This is a genomic window from Delftia sp. CH05, assembly GCF_009827015.1.
Classification (GTDB): domain Bacteria; phylum Pseudomonadota; class Gammaproteobacteria; order Burkholderiales; family Burkholderiaceae_C; genus Comamonas; species Comamonas tsuruhatensis.
Map to the genome: position 1 here is coordinate 290,510 of NZ_WUMG01000001.1, position 20,322 is coordinate 310,831.

Below are 20,322 nucleotides of genomic sequence, written 5' to 3' on the forward strand. Positions count from 1 at the left end.
CAGCGCGGCCAAAGGCTTGCTTAAGAAAACGCGGATTGCGGGCCGCCGCGCTTGCACCGACCATGGCGGCCATGACAGACAAGCAAGCTACCGACACCCTCGACGCCGCCGCGCTGGCGCATCTTCAGTCCTGGCAGGGCCGCAGCGAAACCCTGGCAGACAGCATCACGGCCGCGCCCGTGGCCGCGCTGTCGGCCACGCTGGACCGGGAAGACCCTGAGCCCGCCGACGGCACGGCGCTGCCGCCGCTGTGGCACTGGATGTACTTCCTGCCCCATGCACGCCAAAGCGAGCTGGGCCCCGACGGCCACCCGCGCCGTGGCGGCTTTCTGCCGCCCGTGCCGCTGCCGCGCCGCATGTGGGCCGGCGGGCGCCTGCGCTGGGAGGCAGGCAACGCGCTGAAGGTGGGCCAGAAGGTGCAGCGCCGCTCCACCATCGGCTCGGTCAGCCACAAGAGCGGCCGCTCGGGCGAGCTGCTGTTCGTGCTGGTCGAGCATGCCTACAGCAACGACCAGGGCCTGGCGCTGACCGAGGAGCACGACATCGTCTACCGCGCCGCTGCCCAGCCCGGCGATCCCGCGCCCACGCCCCAGAAGCCGCCGCTGGACGGCCAGCAAACCTGGTCGCGCACCATCGTTCCCGACGACGTGCTGCTGTTCCGCTACTCGGCCCTGACCTTCAACGGCCACCGCATCCACTACGACCGCCGCTACGTCACGGGCGTGGAGGGCTATCCGGGCCTGATCGTGCACGGCCCGCTGATCGCCACCCTGCTGCTGGACCTGCTGCGCCGCGAGCTGCCCCAGGCGCGCGTGCTGTCCTTCGAGTTCAAGGCCGTGCGCCCCACCTTCGACCTGCATGCCTTCAGCGTGCACGGCAAGCCTTCTGCGGACGGCAAGACCGTGCAGCTGTGGGCACAGGACCACGAGGGCTGGCTGACCATGACCGGCACGGCAAGTGTCTCCCCCTGAGTCGCTTCGCGCCTTCCCCCTCTCTACCCGCTTCGCGGGGGAGGGGGACGACACCCTCGGTGCGGGGCGGCCCTTCCTCGGTGTCCCTTGCTTTGGGCGGCGCCGGCTTTGGCTCCCGCTGCGATAACTGAATTGGTATTCAACACATTCCGCGCTGTGAAGGCGCTGACCATAAAGCCTTGAGACCACCATGATCGAACACACGCTTTCCAACAATTTCCCCGAGATCCGCGACGCCATCCGTGCGCTGTGCGCCGAGTTCCCCGACGAGTATTTCCGCAAGATCGACGAGCAGCGCGCCTATCCCGAGACCTTCGTGGACGCGCTGACCAAGGCCGGCTGGCTGGCCGCGCTGATCCCGCAGGAGTACGGCGGCTCGGGCCTGGGCCTGACCGAGGCCAGCGTGATCATGGAGGAGATCAACCGCTGCGGCGGCAACTCCGGCGCCTGCCATGGCCAGATGTACAACATGGGCACGCTGCTGCGCCACGGCTCGCTGGCGCAAAAGGAGAAGTACCTGCCGCGCATCGCCTCGGGCGAATGGCGCCTGCAGTCCATGGGCGTGACCGAGCCCACCACGGGCACGGACACCACCAAGATCAAGACCAGCGCCGTCAAGAAGGATGGCCGCTACGTGGTCAACGGCCAGAAGGTCTGGATCAGCCGCGTGCAGCACAGCGACTGGATGATCCTGCTGGCGCGCACCACGCCGCTGGCCGAGGTGAAGAAAAAGAGCGAGGGCATGTCCATCTTCATGGTGGACCTGGCCGAGGCGCAAAAGAGCGGCCTGACCGTGCGCCCCATCCCCAACATGGTCAACCACGAGACCAACGAGCTGTTCTTCGAGAACCTGGAAATCCCCGAGGAGAACCTGATCGGCGAGGAAGGCAAGGGCTTCAAGTACATCCTCGACGGCCTCAATGCCGAGCGCACGCTGATTGCGGCCGAATGCATTGGCGACGGCTACTGGTTCCTGGACCGCGTGACCAACTACGTGCGCGACCGCAACGTGTTCGGCCGCCCCATCGGGCAGAACCAGGGCGTGCAGTTCCCCATTGCCGATGCCTTCATCGAGGTCGAGGCCGCCAACCTCATGCGCTGGAAGGCCTGCGAGATGTTCGACGCCAACCAGGCCATGGGCGCCCAGGCCAACATGGCCAAGTACCTGGCGGCCAAGGCCAGCTGGGAGGCGGCCAATGCCTGCATCCAGTTCCACGGCGGCTTCGGCTTTGCCTGCGAATACGACGTGGAGCGCAAGTTCCGCGAGACGCGCCTGTACCAGGTGGCGCCGATCTCGACGAACCTGATCTATTCCTACGTGGCCGAGCACATCCTCGGTCTCCCGCGTTCTTTCTGAAATGGAAAACCCCCTGAGTCGCTTCGCGCCTTCCCCCTGGAAGGGGGACGACAGCCTCGCTGCGGGGGCGGCCCTTGCTTGCTGTCCCTGGCTTGGAGCGCGCCAGTTGGTCGGGTCGTGGGTTTCGCCAATGTGCAATGGATTTCCAAGATGAAAAAGCAAAGTCTTCGGCCGCTTGACGGCACCACCGTCGTCTCGCTGGAACATGCGGTGGCCGCACCGTTTTGCACGCGCCAGCTGGCCGACCTGGGCGCGCGCGTGATCAAGGTCGAGCGGCCCGGCAGCGGCGACTTTGCGCGCGGCTATGACCAGCGCGTGCAGGGCCAGTCCTCGCACTTCACCTGGATCAACCGCAGCAAGCAGAGCCTGGCGCTGGACCTCAAGCAGGACGAGGCCATGCAGGCGCTGCTGCAGCTGCTGGAGGGTGCCGACGTGCTGGTGCAGAACCTGGCGCCCGGCGCGGCCGCGCGCATGGGCCTGTCCTATGCGGCGCTGCGAGAGCGCTTTCCGCGCCTCATCGTCTGCGACATCAGCGGCTACGGCGCTGACGGCCCCTACCGCGACAAGAAGGCCTACGACCTGCTGATCCAGAGCGAGGCGGGCTTTCTCTCGGTCACGGGCACACCCGAGGTGCCGTCCAAGGCCGGCATCTCGGTGGCCGACATCGCGGCCGGCATGTATGCGTACACCAACATCCTGTCGGCCCTGCTGCTGCGCGGGCGCACGGGCGAGGGCAGCCACATCGACGTGTCCATGCTGGAGGCGCTGGGCGAGTGGATGGGTTACCCCATGTACTACGCCTTCGACGGCGCGCCGCCACCGCCGCGCACCGGCGCCTCGCACGCCAGCATCTATCCCTACGGGCCGTTCGAGGCCGGTGACGGCGGGACGGTGATGCTGGGCCTGCAAAACGAACGCGAGTGGAAGCTCTTTTGCGAACAGGTGCTGCTGCAGCCCGCGCTGGCTGCAGACGCGCGCTTCGACAGCAATGCGCGCCGCAACGCCAACCGCGAGGAGCTGCGTGCGCTGATCCTGGGCGTGTTCAACGCGCTGGATGCCGCCCAGGTGGTGCAGCGGCTGGATGCGGCCGGCATTGCCAATGCGCGCGTCAACGACATGGCCGGCCTGTGGGCCCATCCGCAGCTGGCCGCACGCCAGCGCTGGTGCAGCGTGGACACGCCGGCCGGTCCGGTGCAGGCGCTGCTGCCGCCCGGCGCCAACAGCGCCTTCGACTACCGCATGGAGGCCGTGCCCGCCGTGGGCGAGCACAGCGCCGCCATCCTGGCCGAGCTGGGCTGGAGCGCAGAGCGCATCCAGGCTTTGTGCACGCAGTCTGGAAAACCCACTCCCTGAAACCTGGGCGCATGCGCAGAATGCGCCGGAGACCCCCTCATGAAACATGATCCGCAAGTGAGCATCCATCCGCTGGCCCAGTTCGCCGCCACGCTGCGCTGGGACGACGTTCCCGCCGCCGTGCAGCAGCGCGCCGAAGACCTCTGGGTGGACTGGTTCGGCTCCGTGCTCGCAGGCCAGGGCGCGCGCCCCGTGCAGAGCATCACGCGCTTCGCGCTGTCCCAGGGACTGGCCGGCGGCCCCAGCGAGGTGCTGGGCCAGGACGCCGCCACTTCGCCCATGATGGCTGCCCTGGCCAATGCCGCCGCCTCGCATGTGGCCGAGCAGGACGATGTGCACAACGGCTCGGTCTTCCACCCCGCGGCCGTGGTCTTCCCGCCCGCGCTGGCGGTGGCGCAGAGCATCGGCGCCAGCGGCGCCGAACTCATGGCCGCCTGCGTGGCCGGCTACGAGGTCGGCATCCGCGTGGGCGAGTTCCTGGGCCGCAGCCACTACCGCATCTTCCACACCACGGCCACGGCCGGCACCCTGGCTGCAGCCGCTGCCGTGGGCCGGCTGCTGGGGCTCACGCCCGCGCAGATGCAGCATGCCTTCGGCTCGGCCGGCACGCAGTCGGCGGGGCTGTGGGAGTTCCTGCGCACGGGCGCCGACAGCAAGCAGCTGCACACGGCGCATGCGGCCGCTGCGGGCCTGATGTCGGCCTATCTGGCCCGGGACGGATTCACCGGTGCGCAGGACATCTTCACCGGGCCGCAGGGCCTGGCGGCAGGCATGTCCACGGACGCCGATCCCACGCGCCTCACGGACGGCCTGGGCACGCGCTGGGCCACGGCCGAGACCTCGTTCAAATGGCATGCCTCCTGCCGCCACACGCACCCGGCCGCCGACGCGCTGCTGCAGGTCATGCAGGACCACGGTCTGGCCCCCGCCGACCTGGCGCAGGTTACCTGCCACGTGCACCAGGGCGCCATCGACGTGCTGGGCCCCGTGGTCGATCCGGCCAGCGTGCACCAGAGCAAGTTCTCCATGGGCACGGTGCTGGCGCTGGCCGCACGCCACGGCCATGCGGGCCTGGACGAGTTCGACAACGACTACCTGGCAGCCACCACGGTGGCCCTGCGCGAGAAGGTGGGCATGGTGCTGGACCCCGAGGTCGATGCCGCCTACCCGCAGCGCTGGATCGGCAAGGTCACCGTGCTCACCACCGATGGCCGCACGCTGCATGGCCGTGTCGAGGAGCCCAAGGGCGATCCGGGCAACACGCTGTCGCGCGAGGAGATCACGGCCAAGGCGCTGCGACTGATCGCCTATGGCGGTGCCCTGCAGGACGACCCCGCCCAGGCCGCCGTAGCGCGGCTGTGGCAGGTCGCGCACTGGCCGCGCGTGCAGCGCCTGCTTGACTGAGTTCTTGACTGAGTTTTCGCGCCGGCCCCGGCCGGCGAATCCATGGGAAAGGCGCCACCACAGAGCGCCTCCCGCTTCCACCCAAGTGCACAGGAGACAAACCATGCAACGCACCACTTCTTTCCGCCGCCGCCTCGTTTACGCAGCGGCCGCCGCCTGCGCCCTTGCCGCCGGCGGGACGACCACCGGCGCCCTGGCCGCGGCCTGGCCCGACAAGCCCGTCGTCCTCGTCGTGCCCTACAGCGCTGGCGGCCCCACCGACGTGGTGGCGCGCCTGCTGGCCGTGCCCATGGGCCAGGTGCTGGGCCAGAGCGTGCTGGTCGAGAACACCGTGGGAGCGGGCGGCACCATTGCGCCCAACCGCGTGGCCAAGGCCAAGGCCGACGGCTACACCATCCTCATCCACCACATGGGCATGGCCACGGCGCCTGCGCTGTACAAGAAGCTGCCCTATGACCCGCTCAAGGACTTCGAGTACATCGGCCAGGTGCTGGACGTGCCCATGACCCTGCTGTCGCGCAAGGACTTCCCGGCCAACAACTTCGCCGAGCTGCTGGACTACGTGAAGAAGAACCAGGACAAGGTCTCGCTGGCCAATGCCGGCATCGGCGCCGTCTCCCAGCTGTGCGGCATGCTGTTCATGCACCAGGCGGGCGTCAAGCTCACCACCGTGCCCTACAAGGGCGCAGGCCCGGCCATGAACGACCTCATGGGCGGCCAGGTGGACCTGCTGTGCGACCAGACCACGCAGACCGTGCCCGTGATCAAGGACGGCCAGCGCGCCAAGGTCTTCGGCGTGACCACGCCCAAGCGCCTGTCCTCGCTGCCCGACATCCCCACGCTGGACGAGCAGGGCCTCAAGGGCTTCGACGTCAAGGTCTGGCACGGCATGTACGCGCCCAAGGGCACGCCCAAGGAGGTGGTCATGGCCATCAACAAGGCGCTGAACGTGGCCATCAAGGACGAGAACGTCAAAAAGCGCATCGCCGAACTCAGCTCCGACCTGGTCACGCCCGACAAGGCGACGCCGGAAGGCCTGCGCACCCACCTGCAGGCCGAGGTGGCGCGCTGGGACAAGGTCATCAAGGCCGCAGGCGTCTCGGCCGAATAAACCGCTCTCCCAAGGACATCCGCATGCACGATCTGGCGCGACAGGCCACTTCCTTTCTCTTCGTCCCCGCCACGCGGCCCGAGCGCCTGGGCAAGGCCCTGGACAGCGGCGCCGACATGGTCATCGCCGACTGGGAGGACGCCGTGGCCCCGGCCGACAAGGACGGCGCCCGCCAGGCGCTGGCCCAGGCCGTGGGTGCGCTGGAAGGCCCGGCCCGTGCCCGCCTGCTGGTGCGCATCAACGCCGAAGGCACGCCCTGGCATGCGGATGACCTGCGCGCGCTGGCGCAGCTGGTGGAGCAGGGCGTGGCCGGCGCCATGGTCTCCAAGGCCGAGCGCGCCCAGACCCTGCATGCGGTGGCCCAGGCTGCCGGCGCACGGGCGGCCGTGCTGCCCCTCATCGAAAGCGTGGCCGGCCTGGATGCGGCCGACGCCCTGGCTGCCGCGCCCCAGGTGGTGCGCCTGGCCTTCGGCCACCTGGACTTCCAGGTCGATGCGGGCATGGCCTGCGAGCAGGGCGAGGAAGAGCTGCTGCCCATGCGCATGGCCCTGGTCCTGGCCTCGCGCCGCGCCGGCATTGGCGCGGCCGTGGACGGCGTGACGGTGGACACGCGCAACCCCGAGCGGCTGGCCCAGGACGCGGCACGCGCGCGGCGCATGGGCTTTGGCGGCAAGCTGTGCATCCACCCGGCCCAGGTTCAGCCCCTGCACGCCGTCTTCGACCCCGATGCAGCGGCCGTGGCCCAAGCGCAGCGCCTGCGCCAGGCCCTGGCCGAGGCCGGAGGCGGCGTCTGCGTGCTGGACGGCCGCATGGTCGATGCGCCCGTGCTCAAGCAGGCCGAACAGGTGCTGCTGCGCCATGCCTGGGCGCAACAGAGATCTGCAGCACGATCTTGATGAAAATGAGACTGAAAGGCCGTTTTGCACTCAGAGTTTTCTGATTCTGGTGCAAGCAGTCCAATGATTTCCCTGATGGTGAATCCACCTGCCTCGAATACGCTTGGCCAACTCGATTGATTTCGAGACGGCGGTTTCTTGATCCGGTGTCTCCGCCCATGGGGGCACCCAGGCAAAGGAGCGTGTGATGGCAGTGATCTCGGGGACGGAATCGAACAGCGGATTCAACGGCCAATTGAATGACCGACTGAACAACCGATTGAATCGGCGCCAGGCGCTGGCCCTGGCGGCCGGCGCCGTGGCGGCAGGGCCCGCCAGCGTGCTGGCGCAGGCCGGCTTTGCCACACGGCCCGTGCGCATCGTCGTGCCCTTTGCGGCGGGCGGCGCCACCGACGTGATTGCGCGCATCCTGGGCGAGCGCATGGCCCAGCAGCTGGGCCAGACCGTGGTGGTGGACAACAAGCCCGGCGCGGCCGGACTGATCGGCGGCGAAATGGTGGTCCGCTCCGCGCCTGACGGGCTCACCCTGCTGCTGGGCACCACCTCCACCATGCTCACCAACAAATACCTCTACAAGAAGACCGCCTACGACCCGCTGACCGACCTTACGCCCCTGTCGCGCGTGTGCATGGCGCCCATCGCCCTGGTGGTCACGGCCGACGTGCCCGCCTCCAACCTGCGCGAATTCATGGCCTGGGCCCAGGCCAACGCGGGCAAGCTCTCGTATGGCTCCTACGGCATAGGCTCGCACGGCCACCTGGCCTGCGCCGTGCTCAGCGACATGGCCGGTGCCGGCATGGCGCATGCCGCCTACCGGGGCGAGGCGCTGATGGTGCAGGACATGCTGGGCGGGCGCATCCCCATCGGCATGGGCAGCCTGCTCACGCTCAAGCCCCACATCGATGCAGGCAAGCTGCGCGCCCTGGCCGTCACCGGCACGCGCCGCGTGCCCCTGCTGCCCGAGGTGCCTACCTTTGCCGAGGCCGGCTACCGCCACGAGGCCATGGAACTGTCCGGCTGGCTGGCCATCGCCGGCCCCAGGGGCCTGCCGGCCGACCTCACGCGGCAATGGGGCGAGATCTCCAACCGCGCCGTGGCCAGCCGCGAAGGCACGGCCCGCATCATCGCGGCCGGTTTCGTCCCTGTCGATGACGACAGCCCTCAGCGCTTCGGCAAGGCCTGGGCGCAGGAGGCTCCGGTCTGGGGGCGGCTGCTGCAGTCGGCGGGGGTGCAACCCGGTTGATGGCGCACAGCGGCCCTGGTTGCCCAAGGCTGCACTCATGCCCTGTGCTGTAATCGCCCCTCCTCAGGCGGCCCCGGTGGTGCAATGCCATGACGGGACAGCCCGTGGTTTCTCAAACATTCAAGAGAGGGTATTACCGTGAGTGCATTGGTCATCAAGGCCTGGAAAGCCAGCGAGCAACCCATAGACGACAAGGGCAACCACATTGCCATCACAGGCCGCGAAGGCGGCCTGGTCGCCTGGATCCTGTCCAAGGTCAACATCGATCCCACCACCACCATCCGCGTGGGCAGCGAGCGCCTGGAGTTCAGCAGCGCCTCGCTGTCGGGCACCCAGTCGCGCCTGATCCCGCTGCAGGGCATCTGCTCCACCTACTACGGCTATCACAAGCCCTGGAAGACGGCGCTGGGCATCGGTGCCCTGTCGCTGTTCATGGGCGGGTCCATGATGGCCCAGAGCTTCTTTGCAGGTCTGGTGGTTATGCTGATCGGCTGGGGCATCGCCGCCGTCATCTACTTCCTGAACCGCACCCTGACGCTGGGCTTCATCGAGAACAGCGGCGCAGTCAACGGCATCCAGTTCAAGCGCTCGGTGATCGAGAACATCGACATCACCCAGGAGCAGGCCAGGCAGGTCTGCGAACTGATGCAAAAGCTGATCGAGGCCAAGGAAAAGCGGCTCTGACCGCTTGAGTGAAAAGGAAAGCGCGGCATGCGCTTTCCTTGTGCGCGCCGCGATCTGGGGGCAAGACCCGGCGCGCGCTATTGGGCAGATGGGGAGCAGTCGGGCTCCACGTCCATGCCCAGCGGCAGGTAGTGGTGCTGCGCGGGTGTCTGGCTGGCTTCAGGCGCCAGACGAAAGTAGTGCTGCTGGCCTGTGGCTGCCATGGAGTCGCCCGATGCCGAGATGGCGGCTAGCGGTTTGCGGGCGTCGAGAAGGGTGATGGTGTGCTCCGGATCAGTCCAAAGGCCAGAACCATATTTCTTTTGAATCGAAATAGCATGCGGAGTTACACACCTGAGTGCTATTTTGGGATTCAATCACATCAATATGGCCTCCGTTGTAGCCTGCAATCTTCCAGAAGAAGATTACCCCTTTCTTGCCGGACAATTTGGTATGTGCATCGGTAGCGCTGAATATCTGAGGCTTGCCAAGTATATGGGGCTTGGCAAGCTGATCAGCGAGTAGTTTTGCGCCGGGCTCGAACGTCCGGCCTTTGTATTTCCCGGTTTTTATCTTCAATCGCCCGTTGATGATGACGCCTGACTTGATCAGGGCCAGGCTCAATCTGGTTGCGCAGGTGTTCTGATAACCGGCGTTTTGTCGGATCAATGCTGCATCGTCGTATCCAAGCTCCTCATAGAGTGCTGTGCGAGACACATGGCTGGAGTTCAGCTCGTTGGCCGAATAGTGATGAGATTTGAGCGTTGCGTAGGACGGTTTCATTTTTTCCCGCCTTTGCAAGGAAACTCTTTTCCAAGAATGTCGCTGATGACATGGGCAGCCCGTGACTCACGCTGTTTGAGATCCAATTTGCTCAATCCGCTGTGAAGTACTTCTGCCAGAGTGATGGTCTTGAAATGCTGGTAATCGCACCAGACCCGTCCTTCCGTGGCATCCAGAACACCGAGCAGATACATCTCCGCATATCTTCTTTCCATGAGGTTTTTGCTCATATATGCAGTAAAGAACGTATCCGCCGATAAATTGTTGTTCTCGATGATCAGCCGCTGGGAATCTGGAACTGGTCGGGCAAGCCGAGTCTCAGCGTTGGCATGGGGAAAGACATCCAGTATCAAAGTAAAAATAATGAGGATAGGGCTGGAAAGATACTTCCAAAAACAGAACGGCATCGAATTGCCAAAGACTGGTGATTTTCTGCTGTCTGTGTGAACCCTCAAGAATCCGTACATTGCCATCTCTGCCTTTCATGGTGAATCGATGATTTGAGTGCGAGAGTTCTTGGCTCAATCAACATGCACTGGCAGTTGTATTCTGGCTGGAAGCTCCGGGTCGAAGGGCAATTATTGACTGGCCAGGCATGTCTGGGCAATAGCCATCATTCCTGTTTGAGTGAATTGCCAGTCATTTGGGCATGTACGAGCCTGCCGGAATGCAGTCATACGGCAAGATTGCTCTTGGGAGAATGGTGGAATCTTTCGCGTCCTTGTTAGGGAGGTAACAATAAGTGTCTTCAAAAAAATACCGCTTCAGATGAGGCGGTATTTCCTGGGGGCGTGCCGTGCGCCAGCGAAAGAGGTGATCACTCAGGCCTGAGCCCCGCCACGCGCCATCAGCTTGAAGGTGCCGGTGGCCAGGGCCACCAGGGTGCCATCCTCGGAACGCACTTCCCCGCGCGCGAAGCTGATGGAGCGGCCGCGCCGCTCGCAGTGGGCGGTGGCGATGAGATCGCCGCTGCCGGCGGAGACGTAGTGCAGCGTGAGATCGATGGTGGCCACGCCGAAGGCCGTGGGGTCATGCGAGCGGCAGGCCGAGGCCAGGGCGCAGTCCAGCAGCGAGGCGATGGCGCCGCCGTGCACGTCGCCGCGGCTGTTGGCCTGGTCCGGTTGAAAGCCCATGCGGATCTGGGCGCGGTCCTCGCCGATGCGTTCACCGCTGAGCTTCATGGCGCGGGCCATGGGCATGGGCAGGCCGAAGAGGATGCCGGGCGCCTCGCCTTCGAAGGGGTTGGCCGGGTGGTCTTTGATGGGTGTGTTCATGCGGGCAATCATCGCATCGGCATGACTCAATCCACCCGTGCACCTGTCGATTTGACGACAGTGGCCCAGCGCGTGATTTCCTTGTCGATATGCGCCTGCAGCGCCTCGGGCGTGGAGCCCACGGGCTCGTAGCCGCCGGCGGCCAGCTGGGCCTGCAGCGCGGGCTGGCGCAGGGCGGAGGCGATCTCGCGGCTCAGGCGCTGGGTGGCTTCGGCGGGCGTGCCGGCCGGCGCGATGACGGCGTACCAGCCGGTCACGTCGAAGCCTGCGATGCCCTGCTCCTGGATGGTGGCCACCTCGGGCGCCAGCGCCGAGCGCTGCGGGCTGGTGACGGCCAGCGCGTGCATGCGCCCGCTGCGGATGTGGGGCATGGAGGTGGAGATGCTGTCGAAGGTCAGGTCGATGTCGCCGGCCAGCATGGCGTTGACCACGCCCGCGCTGCCCTTGTAGGGCACATGGGTCATGCGCACGCCTGCCATGGAACCGAAGTACTCGGCCGCAAGATGCCCCGTGTTGCCGTTGCCCGCCGAGCCGAAGGTGAGCTTGCCGGGGTTGGCCTTGGCGGCCTGGATGAGTTCCTGGATGTTCCTGGCCGGCAGCTTGCTGCTGGCCGCAACCACCATGGGCAGGTTGGCCACCAAAGACACGGGCGCGAAGTCGCGGCGGGTGTCGTAGGGCAGCTTGGGATAGAGGCTGTCGTTGATGGCATGGGCGGCCAGCACCATGAGCACGGTGTAGCCATCGGGCCTGGCGCGCGCCACGTATTGCGAGGCCAGCGTGCCGCCTGCGCCGGGCTTGTACTCCAGCACCACGGGCTGGCCCAGCTGCTGCTGCAGCTGCACGGCCAGCGGGCGGCCCAGGAGGTCGGCACTGCCGCCGGGCGGATAGGGAATGACCAGCTGGATGGGCTTGGCAGGCCAGGCCTCGGCAGCATGGGCGAGATGGGTGGCCGGGGCCAGCAGGGCGCAGGTCGCCAGGGCCAGGCAGGACAGCAGGCGGCGGCGCGGGAGTGGGTGCATGGGCATGGGCATGGGGGGACTCCGTTTCATGAAGAGGACAGGGCGCCGGCCTGGTACTGCTCGCGCAGCGCGCGCTTGAGCACTTTGCCGATCTCGCTGCGCGGCAGGCTGGCGGCCAGCCGCAGCTCGGCCACGCGCTGGGTCTTGCCCACGCGGGCGTTGAGCCATTCGCGCAGCTCGGCGGCCGAGGGCGTGGCATCGGGGCGCGCCACGGCGTAGGCCACGGGGGTCTCGCCCCAAGCATCGGAGGGCACGCCGATCACTGCGCATTCGGCCACCTGCGGGTGCTGCAGCAGCACGGACTCGATGTCGCTCGGGTAGACGTTGAAGCCGCCCGTGATGATCATGTCCTTCTTGCGGTCGCCCAGCACGATGAAGCCGTCCTCGTCCAGGCGGCCCACGTCGCCGCTGCGGATGAAGCGCAGGCCCTGGGCATCGAACCATTCGGCCTCCTGCGTCTTGTCGGGCAGGCGGTGGTAGCCGCTCATCATCCCGGCCGAGCGGCCCACGATCTCGCCCTGCTCGCCGTGCGGCAGTTCGCGGCCCTGCTCATCGATGAAGCGGATGTCGGCGCCCGGCCCTGGCCTGCCCACGGTGTGCAGCTTGTCGGGGAAGTCATGGCAGTGCAGCTCGCAGCGCACGCCGCCTTCGGTCATGCCGTAGTACTCGATGAGCCGTCCGGGCCAGCGGCGCAGCACCTCGGCCTTGAGCGCGGGATGGAACGGCGCGCTGGTGCAGAACTTGTGCCGCAGGCGGCTCAGGTCGGCGCCGTCGAACCCCGGGCACTGCATCAGCCGCTGGTACTGCACGGGCACGAGCATGGTGTGGGTGGCATGGTGGCGCTCGGCCAGTTCCAGGTAGTGCGCCGCGTCGAACTTGCGCACCAGCACCAGGGTGCCGCCCAGCCCCAGGGTGGGCAGGGCCGCGACCAGGGTGGTGTTGGAGTACAGCGGCGTGGCGCACAGCGAGACGGCATCGGGCCCGTAGCCGTTGTGGATGGCGCGCTGCACATGGGCCCAGCGCATGGCCCAGGACTGGACGATGCCCTTGGGCACGCCCGTGGTGCCCGAGGAGTAGATGACGTTGAAGGGCCAGTCGGGCTGGGGGTGGATGGGCGTGGGTGCGGTGCCATGGTCCGCTTCGTCCGCAGCCAGCCATTGCGACCACGGCATGCCGGCTTCGACAGCGCCGTCCAGGGCCACGCATTGCAGATCCTGTCCGGCCTGCAGCGGCCATTGCGCGGCGGTGTCCGCGTCGCGCAGTACCAGCCGGGCGCCGCAGTTGTCCAGCATGGCGCTCAGGTGGCCGGCCGTGGCCGACGGGGCCAGCGGCGCCACGGCCACGCCCGCGCGCAACGCACCCAGGAAGGCCAGCACGTACTCGGGCGAGCTGCCCGCGCAGATGGCCACCACGTCGCCGGGGCCCATGCCCTGGCGTTGCAGGCGCAGGGCCACGCGGTCCATGCCCAGGCGCAGCGCGGCGTAGTCGAGGCTGCGGCCGTCCATGGCCAGGGCGGTGTGGCGGGGGCGCTGGCTGGCCTGCAGCGCGACGAGTTCGGGCAGCGAGCCAAAGGGCTGGCGCAGCAGGGCGGCGATGTCTTCTTGCATGGGGGGGCGGACGGGAGGGGAGAACTATTCCAGCGACAGGCCTGCGGCCTTGACGATCTGGGCCCAGCTCTTGCGTTCCTGGGCGATGAAGGCGTCGTACTCGGCCGGTGTCTCGCCACCGGGCACGCCGCCCAGGTCGGCAAAGCGCTGGCGCACTTCGGCCGTCTGCATGGCACGCCGGGCAGATTCCTGGATGCGGCCGACCACGGCATCGGGCGTGCCGGCCGGTGCCAGCAGCCCGAACCAGGCCGTGACCTGCATGGGCACGCCGGCCTCGGTCATGGTGGGCACCTCGGGCAACTGGGCCGAGCGCGTGGCGCTGGTGATGGCCAGCGCGCGGAACTTGCCGCTCCTGATGTGCGGCATGGAGCTGGGCAGGTTGTCGATCATGTAGTCCACCTGCTGGCCCAGCAGCGCCGTGACCGCTGGCGCGGCCCCGGGAAAGGGCACGAGCGTGACCTCGATGCCGGCCTTCTGGCGGAACATCTCCGAGGACATGTGCGGCGACTGGCCCACGCCCGACGTGGACACGTTCAGGCGCCGGGTCCTGGCCAGCTCCACCAGCTCGCGCACGCTGCGCACGGGCGAATCGGCATGGACCACGAGGATGTTGGGCACGGAGATCACATTGGTGATGCCGCGCAGATCGCTTTCCTTGTAGCTGAGCTGCTTGTACAGGCTGAAATTGATGGCCACCGGGCCGATGTTGCCCATGAGCAGCGTGTAGCCATCGGGCCTGGCGCGCGCCACCTGGGCCGTGCCGATGCTGCCGCCGCCCCCGCCCTTGTTCTCCACCACCACCGACGTGCCCAGGTCCTTGCCCATCTTCTCGGCCAGCACGCGCGCGGCAATGTCCGTGGTGCCGCCAGCGGCGGCCGGCACCACGATGGTGATGGGGCGTTCAGGCCAGGCCGCCGCCAGCGCGGCGGCAGGAGCCAGGGAGAAAAAAGGCAAAGCGGCCAGCAGGGCCAGCAGGCTGCGGCGGACGGTCATGGGCAGTCTCCAGTTCACTGCCCGCAACGATAGAAAACCCTGGGCCCCAGGGCACCAGGGTTTGACTGGAGATCCGCTTCGCCATTCGGAAACCCGCGCTTAGGCCCACTGGAACGGGTGCTAACCCCTTGCCAGCACCAGAAAAGAGCCCAAGAAAAAAGGCGCCGAAGCGCCTTTCATTGACCGTGTGGTGCACAGCGCCAAAAACTGGCGCGGCCCAAGTCAGGGACACCGAGCAAGGGCCGCCCCGCCGCGAGGGTGTCGTCCCCCTCCCTTGCGAAGCAAGCAGAGAGGGGGAAGGCGCGTCAGCGCCTCAGGGGGTGATCAGGGATACAGTCCCCGCATTTCGCGCGCATGCAGGATGCGCTGGCAGGCCACGATGAATGTGGCGGTGCGCAGCGTCACGCCGTGCTGCTGGGCCACCTGCCAGATGGCCGCGAAGGCGTCCTGCATGATGCGCACCAGGCGGGCGTTGATCTCGTCCTCGCTCCAGAAGAAGCTGGAGAAGTCCTGCACCCATTCGAAGTAGCTCACCGTCACGCCGCCGGCATTGGCCAGCACGTCGGGCAGCACCAGCACGCCCTTTTCGGTCAGGATGTCGTCGGCCTCGGTGGTGGTGGGGCCGTTGGCACCCTCGATCACCATCTTGGCCTTGATCTTGCCGGCGTTGTCCTTGGTGATCTGGCCTTCCAGTGCGGCGGGGATCAGGATGTCGCAGTCCACGCCCCAGAAATCGGCAGCGTCCATGGCCTCGGCGCCGTCAAAGCCGCCCACGCCGCCCTTGGCGGCCACGTGGGCCAGCAGGGCCGTCACATCCAGGCCGTTGGCGTTGCGGATGGTGCCGGTGTGGTCCTGCACGGCCACGACCTTGGCGCCCGCGTCGGCGAACAGCTTGCCGGCCGTGCCGCCCACGTTGCCGAAGCCCTGCACGGCAATGCGCGCGCCCTGGACCGACAGGCCGGTCAGCTTGGCCGCTTCCACGCCCACGGTGAACACGCCGCGGCCGGTGGCCTCGACGCGGCCCAGCGAGCCGCCCAGGTCCACGGGCTTGCCCGTGACCACGCCGGTGGCGGTGGCGCCGGTGTTCATGGAGTAGGTGTCCATCATCCAGGACATGATCTGGCCGTTCGTGTTGACGTCAGGCGCTGGAATGTCCTTGGAGGGGCCGATCAGCAGGCCGATCTCGCTGGTGTAGCGGCGCGTCAGGCGCTCCAGCTCACCGCGCGACAGCGTCTTGGGATCGACACGGATGCCGCCCTTGGCGCCGCCGTAGGGCACGTTGACGGCCGCGTTCTTGACCGACATCCAGGCCGACAGGGCCATGACTTCGGACAGGGTCACGTCCTGGTGGAAGCGCACGCCGCCCTTGCCGGGGCCGCGGCTCAGGTTGTGCTGCACGCGGTAGCCTTCGTAGTGGGCGATGGTGCCGTTGTCCAGCTCGATCGGCACATCGACGATCAGGATGCGCTTGGGGCGCTTGAGGGTTTCGACCCAGCGGGCGAGATGGCCCAGGTAGGGGGTGACGCGATCGACCTGCTGCAGGTAATTGCCCCAGGGGCCGAGGTGATCGGCCTGCAGGTAGGAAGGGATGGCGTGGTTGGTAACGCCGGCCGAAGCGGGTTGCTGCATGGTGGTTCCACACAAGAGTTGTCTGAGGGTTTTGAGCTTATTCCCGGGGCTATGCGCTGTCCAACGCCTTATGCGCGAGAGCTTTATGCATTTAATGCATAACCATGGGATCGCCTTGTCCAGCGGACAATCGGGGCCGCTTGCGACCCTCCGATGCACTCCAAGAAAGCCGCTCCATGACGAACACGCCCCGCACTCCCACATCCTTGGCCCATGCGCTGCTCCAGGCGCGCCACAGCGGCGAATTGCTGGATGCCGACGACTGGGCCGACGTGGTGCGCGCGCCCGCAGATGCGCAGGCCGTGCAGGCCGCCATGGCGCCCGCCCTGGGCTGGCGCGTGCCCGGCAGCCAGCAGGGGCCGGGCCGCGTTCCGGGCTACTGGAAGTCTGGCGCGCCGCGCCGCGATGCCCCGCTGACCCATGCGCCGCTGCCCGAAGAAGGCGTCTGGGCCAGTCCTTCGGTGGCCGGTGGCGCGCCGCTGCACCTGCGCGGCATCGAAGCCGAGATCGCCCTGCGCCTGGGCCGCGAGGTGACGGCCGAGATGGCTGCCGCGCTGCAGCCCGGCGATGGGCTGGAGCTGATCGACGGCATCACCGCCGCCATCGAGGTGGTGGATACGCGCTGGCGCCAGCACCTGAAGGCGCCGCCGCTGCTGCTGGCCGCCGACGGCCTGTGCCATGGCGCCCTGGTGCTGGGGCCGTGGCAGGACGCTTCGCGGCTGCTGCCGCGCGAGTCGCCGCGGGACTGGTCTGCCCAGGTCTGCCGCCTGCGCGTGGGTGCGGCGCCGCTGCAGGCGTTCACCGGAACGCATCCGCTGGACGATCCGCTGTGGCTGCTGGCCGGCTGGTTGCAGGAGCTGGTGCGCCGCTATGGCAGCGTGCCCGCAGGCACGGTGGTGACCACGGGCACGTGGAATGGACTGGCCTTTGCCCAGGCCGGCGACCTGGTGGTGGCCGAGCTGGACGGCATCGCCGAAGCCCGCCTGCAGCTGTGAGGCTTCAGGCAGGCCATCGAGTGATCAGGTGATCTTGTAGTCCTTGAGGGCCGGATCGCCGGGCGGAAAGCGCAGTTCCAGGTTGCGCAGCACCTCGCGCAGCAAGGTGGCGATCATGAGGTTGCGGTGCGTCTTGGAGTCGGCCGGCACGATGGTCCAGGGCGCCCAGGGCGTATGCGTGGCGCCCAGCAGCTGGCCGTAGGCCTGCTGGTAGTCCTTCCACTGCGTGCGCACCTTCATGTCGTTCTCGTCGAACTTCCAGTGCTTGGCCGGGTCGTCCAGGCGCTCCTGCAGGCGCATGCGCTGTTCGTCGGCGCTGATGTGCAGCAGGAACTTGACGACCACGGTGCCCGTCTCGCTGAGCATGCGCTCGAAGTCGTTGATGTGGGCAAAGCGCTGGCGCTGCTGCTCGGGTGTGATCCAGCCGTTGACCACGGGCACCAGCACGTCCTCGTAATGGCTGCGGTTGAAGACCGTGATTTCGCCAGCGGCAGGCACCTGCTGGTGGATGCGCCACAGGTAGTCATGGGCGCGCTCGGCCTCGGTGGGGGCCTTCCAGCCCACGGCGTGCACGCCCAGCGCACTCATGCGGCCGAAGACGCCACGGATGGTGCCGTCCTTGCCCGCCGTGTCCGTGCCCTGCAGCACGACCAGCAGCTTGTAGCGGCGGTCGGCGTACAGCAGGTTCTGCAGCGCATCCAGCTCCTCGGCCAGGGCCTCGACGGCGACCTTGTCCTCGGCCTTGCCGTTGCCATTGGAAAAGGGCTTGGCGCCCGGGTCGAAGTCGGCCAGGGCAATGGGCTTGTCCTTGTCCTTGTCGGACCTGGCGGAGCGCGGCTGCCACTGTTCCCAGAGCTTTTGCACGGCCGCATCGCGGCTGGAGAAAGGGTTGGAGGCGTCCATGGATAGAGCGGTGGGTGAGGTGGAATGTCAGGGCCGGGCGCGAATGGATTGCACCTGCAGTTGCGGCTGCGCCATCGAAGGCGCGGCGCCAGCGGCGGGCCTGGTGCCGGGCTGGCCCCGGACCTCCACGTTCTGCCGCTGCCACTGCGTGATCTGCTCGGCGCTCAGGCCCTGGAGCTGCCAGGTCTCGCCGGAGGTGGTCTGCAGAACGGGCTGCTCATGGGGCGCATTGCCGCGCAGCACCAGACGGCCTTGCAGGGTCAGGGGCTGGCTTGGTTCAGCCGCCGCACCCGAGGCCGGCGCAGCCGCGCTGGCGGCAGGCGAAGCCGGGGCCGAGCAGGCGCTCAGCAGGGCCAGGCCGCTGGCCAGCAGCAGCGGCAGACTGCGGCGCAGGCCGCGGGTGGAAGCAGTCGGGTGTGCGTGGTTCATGGCGTTCAGCGTACGACGGCTGTCAGCGTGCTGCCTGCCGGAACACGCAGCTGTTCCTGGTAGGTGCCTTGCGCATCAGGCTGACGCAGGAAGGGGAAATGGCCGCGCGCATTGAGGTTCACCGGTACCGTGGTGGGCAGGACCCGGGAAGACGCCAGGCTGCTGCCGTTGATCGCGGCCAGGGTGAAGCCCTGCTCCGTGCGCGCGGGCCAGCCATAGCCGCTGGGCACATCGCCGGGCAGCAGTGCGATGTTGGCGCCCCAGCGCTGGATGGCGACCGGCAGCGTGGGGCCGCCCGCTTGCTGTATGGCATTGCCCAGGACCTGCAGCGAATCGGTGGACGTGGTGTTGCTCAGCAGCTGCTTGTAGAAGCCCACGCCGTACTGGCGCACCAGATAGGCGCCCAGGCTGCCGTTGACGTCGTAGCCGAAGCAGGGCGCGGCGGTGTCGGCGCTCCAGGCGGCGGGGTCGCAGTTGAAGCCCGAGTGGGACAGCCAGGAAGGGACGCGTCCATTGGCGATGGAGTTGAAGCCGGGCGTGACGCGCTGGGCCACGATGTCTTCGCCCATCATGGCGCTCATTTCCTCCAGGAAGGTGTCGAACGCGTAGTCGGTTCCCGGCTTGGACAGCTGGACGCTGCGGCGGTAGAAGTTCGTCATGTGGACGAACTCATGGGACAGCGTGCTGATCTGGTTGGTCATGCCTTCGGCAGGATCCAGGTACAGCGTTTCCGTATCCATGTAGAACGACAGCGATTGATTGCTGTACTTGAGGTCGGGGTTCGCCGGGTCCTGCTTGAAGTTGTTCAGAGACCAGAAATAGCCCAGCAGCCCGTACGGAGTGCGGTCCGGAACGAAATTCACGAACACGATGTCCAGGGGCTGTTCGGGGTCGATGAGGTCGCTGTAGGAGTGAGCGCCCCAGGGCTCGCCCGACAGCCCCGTGATCAGGGGATAGACCGCGTCGGAGCCGCTGGTGAATCGCTGGAGCAGCGTGTCGAGCATGGCATCGCTGACCTTGGCAGCGTCGTACTCGCTGTCTTCCAGCCAGACGTTGATGGTGCGGGTGCCGGTGGGCGTGGGCACGCTGGCCTGGCGTCTGAGCGTGGCCTGGCGGGCTTCGATGCGGGAGTCGCCGGGTTGGACGAACCAGCTGCGCTGGCTGCCCACGGGCAGGATCGCCGCTGCCTGCGGCTTGATGGATTGCCGCGCCTGCATGTCCGCTGCCGTCAGGCGGGGCTTGAAGTTGCGGATGCGCTCGGGAATCCGGTTGACCGTTGCGGGTGCGGCGCTGAGGCTTTTCTGGGCCGTGGCGGTGGTCGCCGCAGGCGGAGTCAGCGTCAGGGCGGGCATGGGCACGCTGGCGTCGCCATTGTTGGTGTAGATCAGCGTGACCTGCTTGCTGCCCAGGTTGGTCAGACCCACAGGGATCTGCTGCTCGGCCTGCGTGGTGTTGGTGTAGCTCCAGACGCCCACGCCCTGGCCCGAATAGGTGGTGGCATTGGCCGCGCCGCAGGCCGTGCCCGAGCAGGCGGCGGTCAACTGCGAAGACGGGCCGGACGGGCCGCCGCCTCCACCTCCGCCGCAACCGGCCAGAACGGCGCCCAGGGCCAGTGCGATGGCGGTCTTGCTGTGATGATGATCAAAGAACATGTTTTCCCTTCCTCTTGTGTGACCTGCTGCTGGAGATGTG

General features: G+C 67.3%; 20 protein-coding genes. 9 read left to right on the forward strand and 11 right to left on the reverse strand.

What is annotated here, in order from left to right:
- Positions 1-62 precede the first annotated feature (62 nt).
- From GRX31_RS01275 to GRX31_RS01310, 8 genes are all read left to right on the forward strand, one after another.
- On the forward strand, positions 63-971 hold the full coding sequence (locus GRX31_RS01275) for an FAS1-like dehydratase domain-containing protein (protein ID WP_160851153.1): 909 nt from the start codon (positions 63-65) through the stop codon (positions 969-971).
- A 190-nt stretch (positions 972-1,161) separates the two neighbouring features.
- Positions 1,162-2,328, forward strand: coding sequence for an acyl-CoA dehydrogenase family protein (locus tag GRX31_RS01280; RefSeq protein ID WP_160851155.1), 1,167 nt, complete (start codon positions 1,162-1,164; stop codon positions 2,326-2,328).
- A 150-nt stretch (positions 2,329-2,478) separates the two neighbouring features.
- Positions 2,479-3,681: a CaiB/BaiF CoA transferase family protein gene (locus GRX31_RS01285; protein WP_160851157.1), complete on the forward strand. Its 1,203-nt coding sequence runs from the start codon at positions 2,479-2,481 to the stop codon at positions 3,679-3,681.
- A 39-nt stretch (positions 3,682-3,720) separates the two neighbouring features.
- Positions 3,721-5,085: an MmgE/PrpD family protein gene (locus GRX31_RS01290; protein WP_160851160.1), complete on the forward strand. Its 1,365-nt coding sequence runs from the start codon at positions 3,721-3,723 to the stop codon at positions 5,083-5,085.
- 103 nt (positions 5,086-5,188) lie between these two features.
- On the forward strand, positions 5,189-6,196 hold the full coding sequence (locus tag GRX31_RS01295) for a tripartite tricarboxylate transporter substrate binding protein BugD (RefSeq protein WP_154833075.1): 1,008 nt from the start codon (positions 5,189-5,191) through the stop codon (positions 6,194-6,196).
- 23 nt (positions 6,197-6,219) lie between these two features.
- On the forward strand, positions 6,220-7,092 hold the full coding sequence (locus GRX31_RS01300) for an HpcH/HpaI aldolase/citrate lyase family protein (RefSeq protein ID WP_160851162.1): 873 nt from the start codon (positions 6,220-6,222) through the stop codon (positions 7,090-7,092).
- A 187-nt stretch (positions 7,093-7,279) separates the two neighbouring features.
- Complete coding sequence (locus GRX31_RS01305; RefSeq protein WP_160851165.1) at positions 7,280-8,335, forward strand: Bug family tripartite tricarboxylate transporter substrate binding protein; 1,056 nt, start codon at positions 7,280-7,282, stop codon at positions 8,333-8,335.
- 138 nt (positions 8,336-8,473) lie between these two features.
- Positions 8,474-9,019: a hypothetical protein gene (locus GRX31_RS01310; protein ID WP_012202143.1), complete on the forward strand. Its 546-nt coding sequence runs from the start codon at positions 8,474-8,476 to the stop codon at positions 9,017-9,019.
- A gap of 77 nt (positions 9,020-9,096) precedes the next feature.
- Here the strand turns inward: GRX31_RS01310 and GRX31_RS31010 are convergent, their stop codons facing one another.
- From GRX31_RS31010 to GRX31_RS01345, 8 genes are all read right to left on the reverse strand, one after another.
- Entirely contained in the window at positions 9,097-9,222 is a 126-nt protein-coding gene (locus GRX31_RS31010; protein WP_265334601.1) for a hypothetical protein, read from the reverse strand.
- A 70-nt stretch (positions 9,223-9,292) separates the two neighbouring features.
- Positions 9,293-9,781 carry a T6SS effector amidase Tae4 family protein gene (locus GRX31_RS01315; RefSeq protein WP_160851167.1) on the reverse strand — a complete coding sequence of 163 codons (489 nt, stop codon included), beginning with the start codon at positions 9,779-9,781 and terminating at the stop codon, positions 9,293-9,295.
- On the reverse strand, positions 9,778-10,254 hold the full coding sequence (locus tag GRX31_RS01320; protein WP_160851169.1) for a Rap1a/Tai family immunity protein: 477 nt from the start codon (positions 10,252-10,254) through the stop codon (positions 9,778-9,780). The genes GRX31_RS01315 and GRX31_RS01320 overlap by 4 nt, the downstream gene beginning before the upstream one ends.
- Before the next feature lie 348 nt (positions 10,255-10,602).
- Positions 10,603-11,055: a PaaI family thioesterase gene (locus tag GRX31_RS01325; RefSeq protein ID WP_043783107.1), complete on the reverse strand. Its 453-nt coding sequence runs from the start codon at positions 11,053-11,055 to the stop codon at positions 10,603-10,605.
- A 26-nt stretch (positions 11,056-11,081) separates the two neighbouring features.
- Positions 11,082-12,080 carry a tripartite tricarboxylate transporter substrate binding protein gene (locus tag GRX31_RS01330; protein ID WP_155524846.1) on the reverse strand — a complete coding sequence of 333 codons (999 nt, stop codon included), beginning with the start codon at positions 12,078-12,080 and terminating at the stop codon, positions 11,082-11,084.
- 20 nt (positions 12,081-12,100) lie between these two features.
- Entirely contained in the window at positions 12,101-13,681 is a 1,581-nt protein-coding gene (locus GRX31_RS01335; RefSeq protein ID WP_160851171.1) for a class I adenylate-forming enzyme family protein, read from the reverse strand.
- Between the two features lie 24 nt (positions 13,682-13,705).
- Positions 13,706-14,674 (reverse strand): Bug family tripartite tricarboxylate transporter substrate binding protein, encoded by a 969-nt coding sequence (locus GRX31_RS01340; RefSeq protein WP_141832882.1) that lies wholly within the window; start codon positions 14,672-14,674, stop codon positions 13,706-13,708.
- A 324-nt stretch (positions 14,675-14,998) separates the two neighbouring features.
- Positions 14,999-16,303 carry a Glu/Leu/Phe/Val family dehydrogenase gene (locus tag GRX31_RS01345; RefSeq protein WP_016450234.1) on the reverse strand — a complete coding sequence of 435 codons (1,305 nt, stop codon included), beginning with the start codon at positions 16,301-16,303 and terminating at the stop codon, positions 14,999-15,001.
- Between the two features lie 176 nt (positions 16,304-16,479).
- Here GRX31_RS01345 and GRX31_RS01350 point away from each other — a divergent pair, with 176 nt between their 5' ends.
- Positions 16,480-17,298, forward strand: coding sequence for a fumarylacetoacetate hydrolase family protein (locus GRX31_RS01350; protein ID WP_160851173.1), 819 nt, complete (start codon positions 16,480-16,482; stop codon positions 17,296-17,298).
- 24 nt (positions 17,299-17,322) lie between these two features.
- On the opposite strand, the gene GRX31_RS01355 is transcribed toward GRX31_RS01350, so the two are convergent.
- Genes GRX31_RS01355 through GRX31_RS01365 form a run of 3 tightly spaced genes read right to left on the reverse strand, consistent with a single transcriptional unit; the run spans position 17,323 to position 20,282 of the window.
- Positions 17,323-18,201, reverse strand: a complete 879-nt coding sequence (locus GRX31_RS01355; protein ID WP_017404944.1) for a PPK2 family polyphosphate kinase — start codon at positions 18,199-18,201, stop codon at positions 17,323-17,325.
- A gap of 27 nt (positions 18,202-18,228) precedes the next feature.
- Positions 18,229-18,630 carry a hypothetical protein gene (locus tag GRX31_RS01360; protein ID WP_160851176.1) on the reverse strand — a complete coding sequence of 134 codons (402 nt, stop codon included), beginning with the start codon at positions 18,628-18,630 and terminating at the stop codon, positions 18,229-18,231.
- Positions 18,631-18,635: 5 nt separating this feature from the next.
- On the reverse strand, positions 18,636-20,282 hold the full coding sequence (locus tag GRX31_RS01365; RefSeq protein WP_074921225.1) for a M30 family zinc metallopeptidase: 1,647 nt from the start codon (positions 20,280-20,282) through the stop codon (positions 18,636-18,638).
- Positions 20,283-20,322: the final 40 nt, after the last annotated feature.

What these genes read in the sequence shown, in the direction of transcription:
- GRX31_RS01275 (WP_160851153.1), top strand. Translation starts at nt 63, where the DNA reads ATGGCGGCCATGACAGACAAGCAAGCTACCGACACCCTCGACGCCGCC.
- GRX31_RS01280 (WP_160851155.1), top strand. Translation starts at nt 1,162, where the DNA reads ATGATCGAACACACGCTTTCCAACAATTTCCCCGAGATCCGCGACGCC.
- GRX31_RS01285 (WP_160851157.1), top strand. Translation starts at nt 2,479, where the DNA reads ATGAAAAAGCAAAGTCTTCGGCCGCTTGACGGCACCACCGTCGTCTCG.
- GRX31_RS01290 (WP_160851160.1), top strand. Translation starts at nt 3,721, where the DNA reads ATGAAACATGATCCGCAAGTGAGCATCCATCCGCTGGCCCAGTTCGCC.
- GRX31_RS01295 (WP_154833075.1), top strand. Translation starts at nt 5,189, where the DNA reads ATGCAACGCACCACTTCTTTCCGCCGCCGCCTCGTTTACGCAGCGGCC.
- GRX31_RS01300 (WP_160851162.1), top strand. Translation starts at nt 6,220, where the DNA reads ATGCACGATCTGGCGCGACAGGCCACTTCCTTTCTCTTCGTCCCCGCC.
- GRX31_RS01305 (WP_160851165.1), top strand. Translation starts at nt 7,280, where the DNA reads ATGGCAGTGATCTCGGGGACGGAATCGAACAGCGGATTCAACGGCCAA.
- GRX31_RS31010 (WP_265334601.1), bottom strand. Translation starts at nt 9,222, where the DNA reads ATGGCAGCCACAGGCCAGCAGCACTACTTTCGTCTGGCGCCTGAAGCC.
- GRX31_RS01315 (WP_160851167.1), bottom strand. Translation starts at nt 9,781, where the DNA reads ATGAAACCGTCCTACGCAACGCTCAAATCTCATCACTATTCGGCCAAC.
- GRX31_RS01320 (WP_160851169.1), bottom strand. Translation starts at nt 10,254, where the DNA reads ATGGCAATGTACGGATTCTTGAGGGTTCACACAGACAGCAGAAAATCA.
- GRX31_RS01325 (WP_043783107.1), bottom strand. Translation starts at nt 11,055, where the DNA reads ATGAACACACCCATCAAAGACCACCCGGCCAACCCCTTCGAAGGCGAG.
- GRX31_RS01330 (WP_155524846.1), bottom strand. Translation starts at nt 12,080, where the DNA reads ATGCCCATGCACCCACTCCCGCGCCGCCGCCTGCTGTCCTGCCTGGCC.
- GRX31_RS01335 (WP_160851171.1), bottom strand. Translation starts at nt 13,681, where the DNA reads ATGCAAGAAGACATCGCCGCCCTGCTGCGCCAGCCCTTTGGCTCGCTG.
- GRX31_RS01340 (WP_141832882.1), bottom strand. Translation starts at nt 14,674, where the DNA reads ATGACCGTCCGCCGCAGCCTGCTGGCCCTGCTGGCCGCTTTGCCTTTT.
- GRX31_RS01345 (WP_016450234.1), bottom strand. Translation starts at nt 16,303, where the DNA reads ATGCAGCAACCCGCTTCGGCCGGCGTTACCAACCACGCCATCCCTTCC.
- GRX31_RS01350 (WP_160851173.1), top strand. Translation starts at nt 16,480, where the DNA reads ATGACGAACACGCCCCGCACTCCCACATCCTTGGCCCATGCGCTGCTC.
- GRX31_RS01355 (WP_017404944.1), bottom strand. Translation starts at nt 18,201, where the DNA reads ATGGACGCCTCCAACCCTTTCTCCAGCCGCGATGCGGCCGTGCAAAAG.
- GRX31_RS01360 (WP_160851176.1), bottom strand. Translation starts at nt 18,630, where the DNA reads ATGAACCACGCACACCCGACTGCTTCCACCCGCGGCCTGCGCCGCAGT.
- GRX31_RS01365 (WP_074921225.1), bottom strand. Translation starts at nt 20,282, where the DNA reads ATGTTCTTTGATCATCATCACAGCAAGACCGCCATCGCACTGGCCCTG.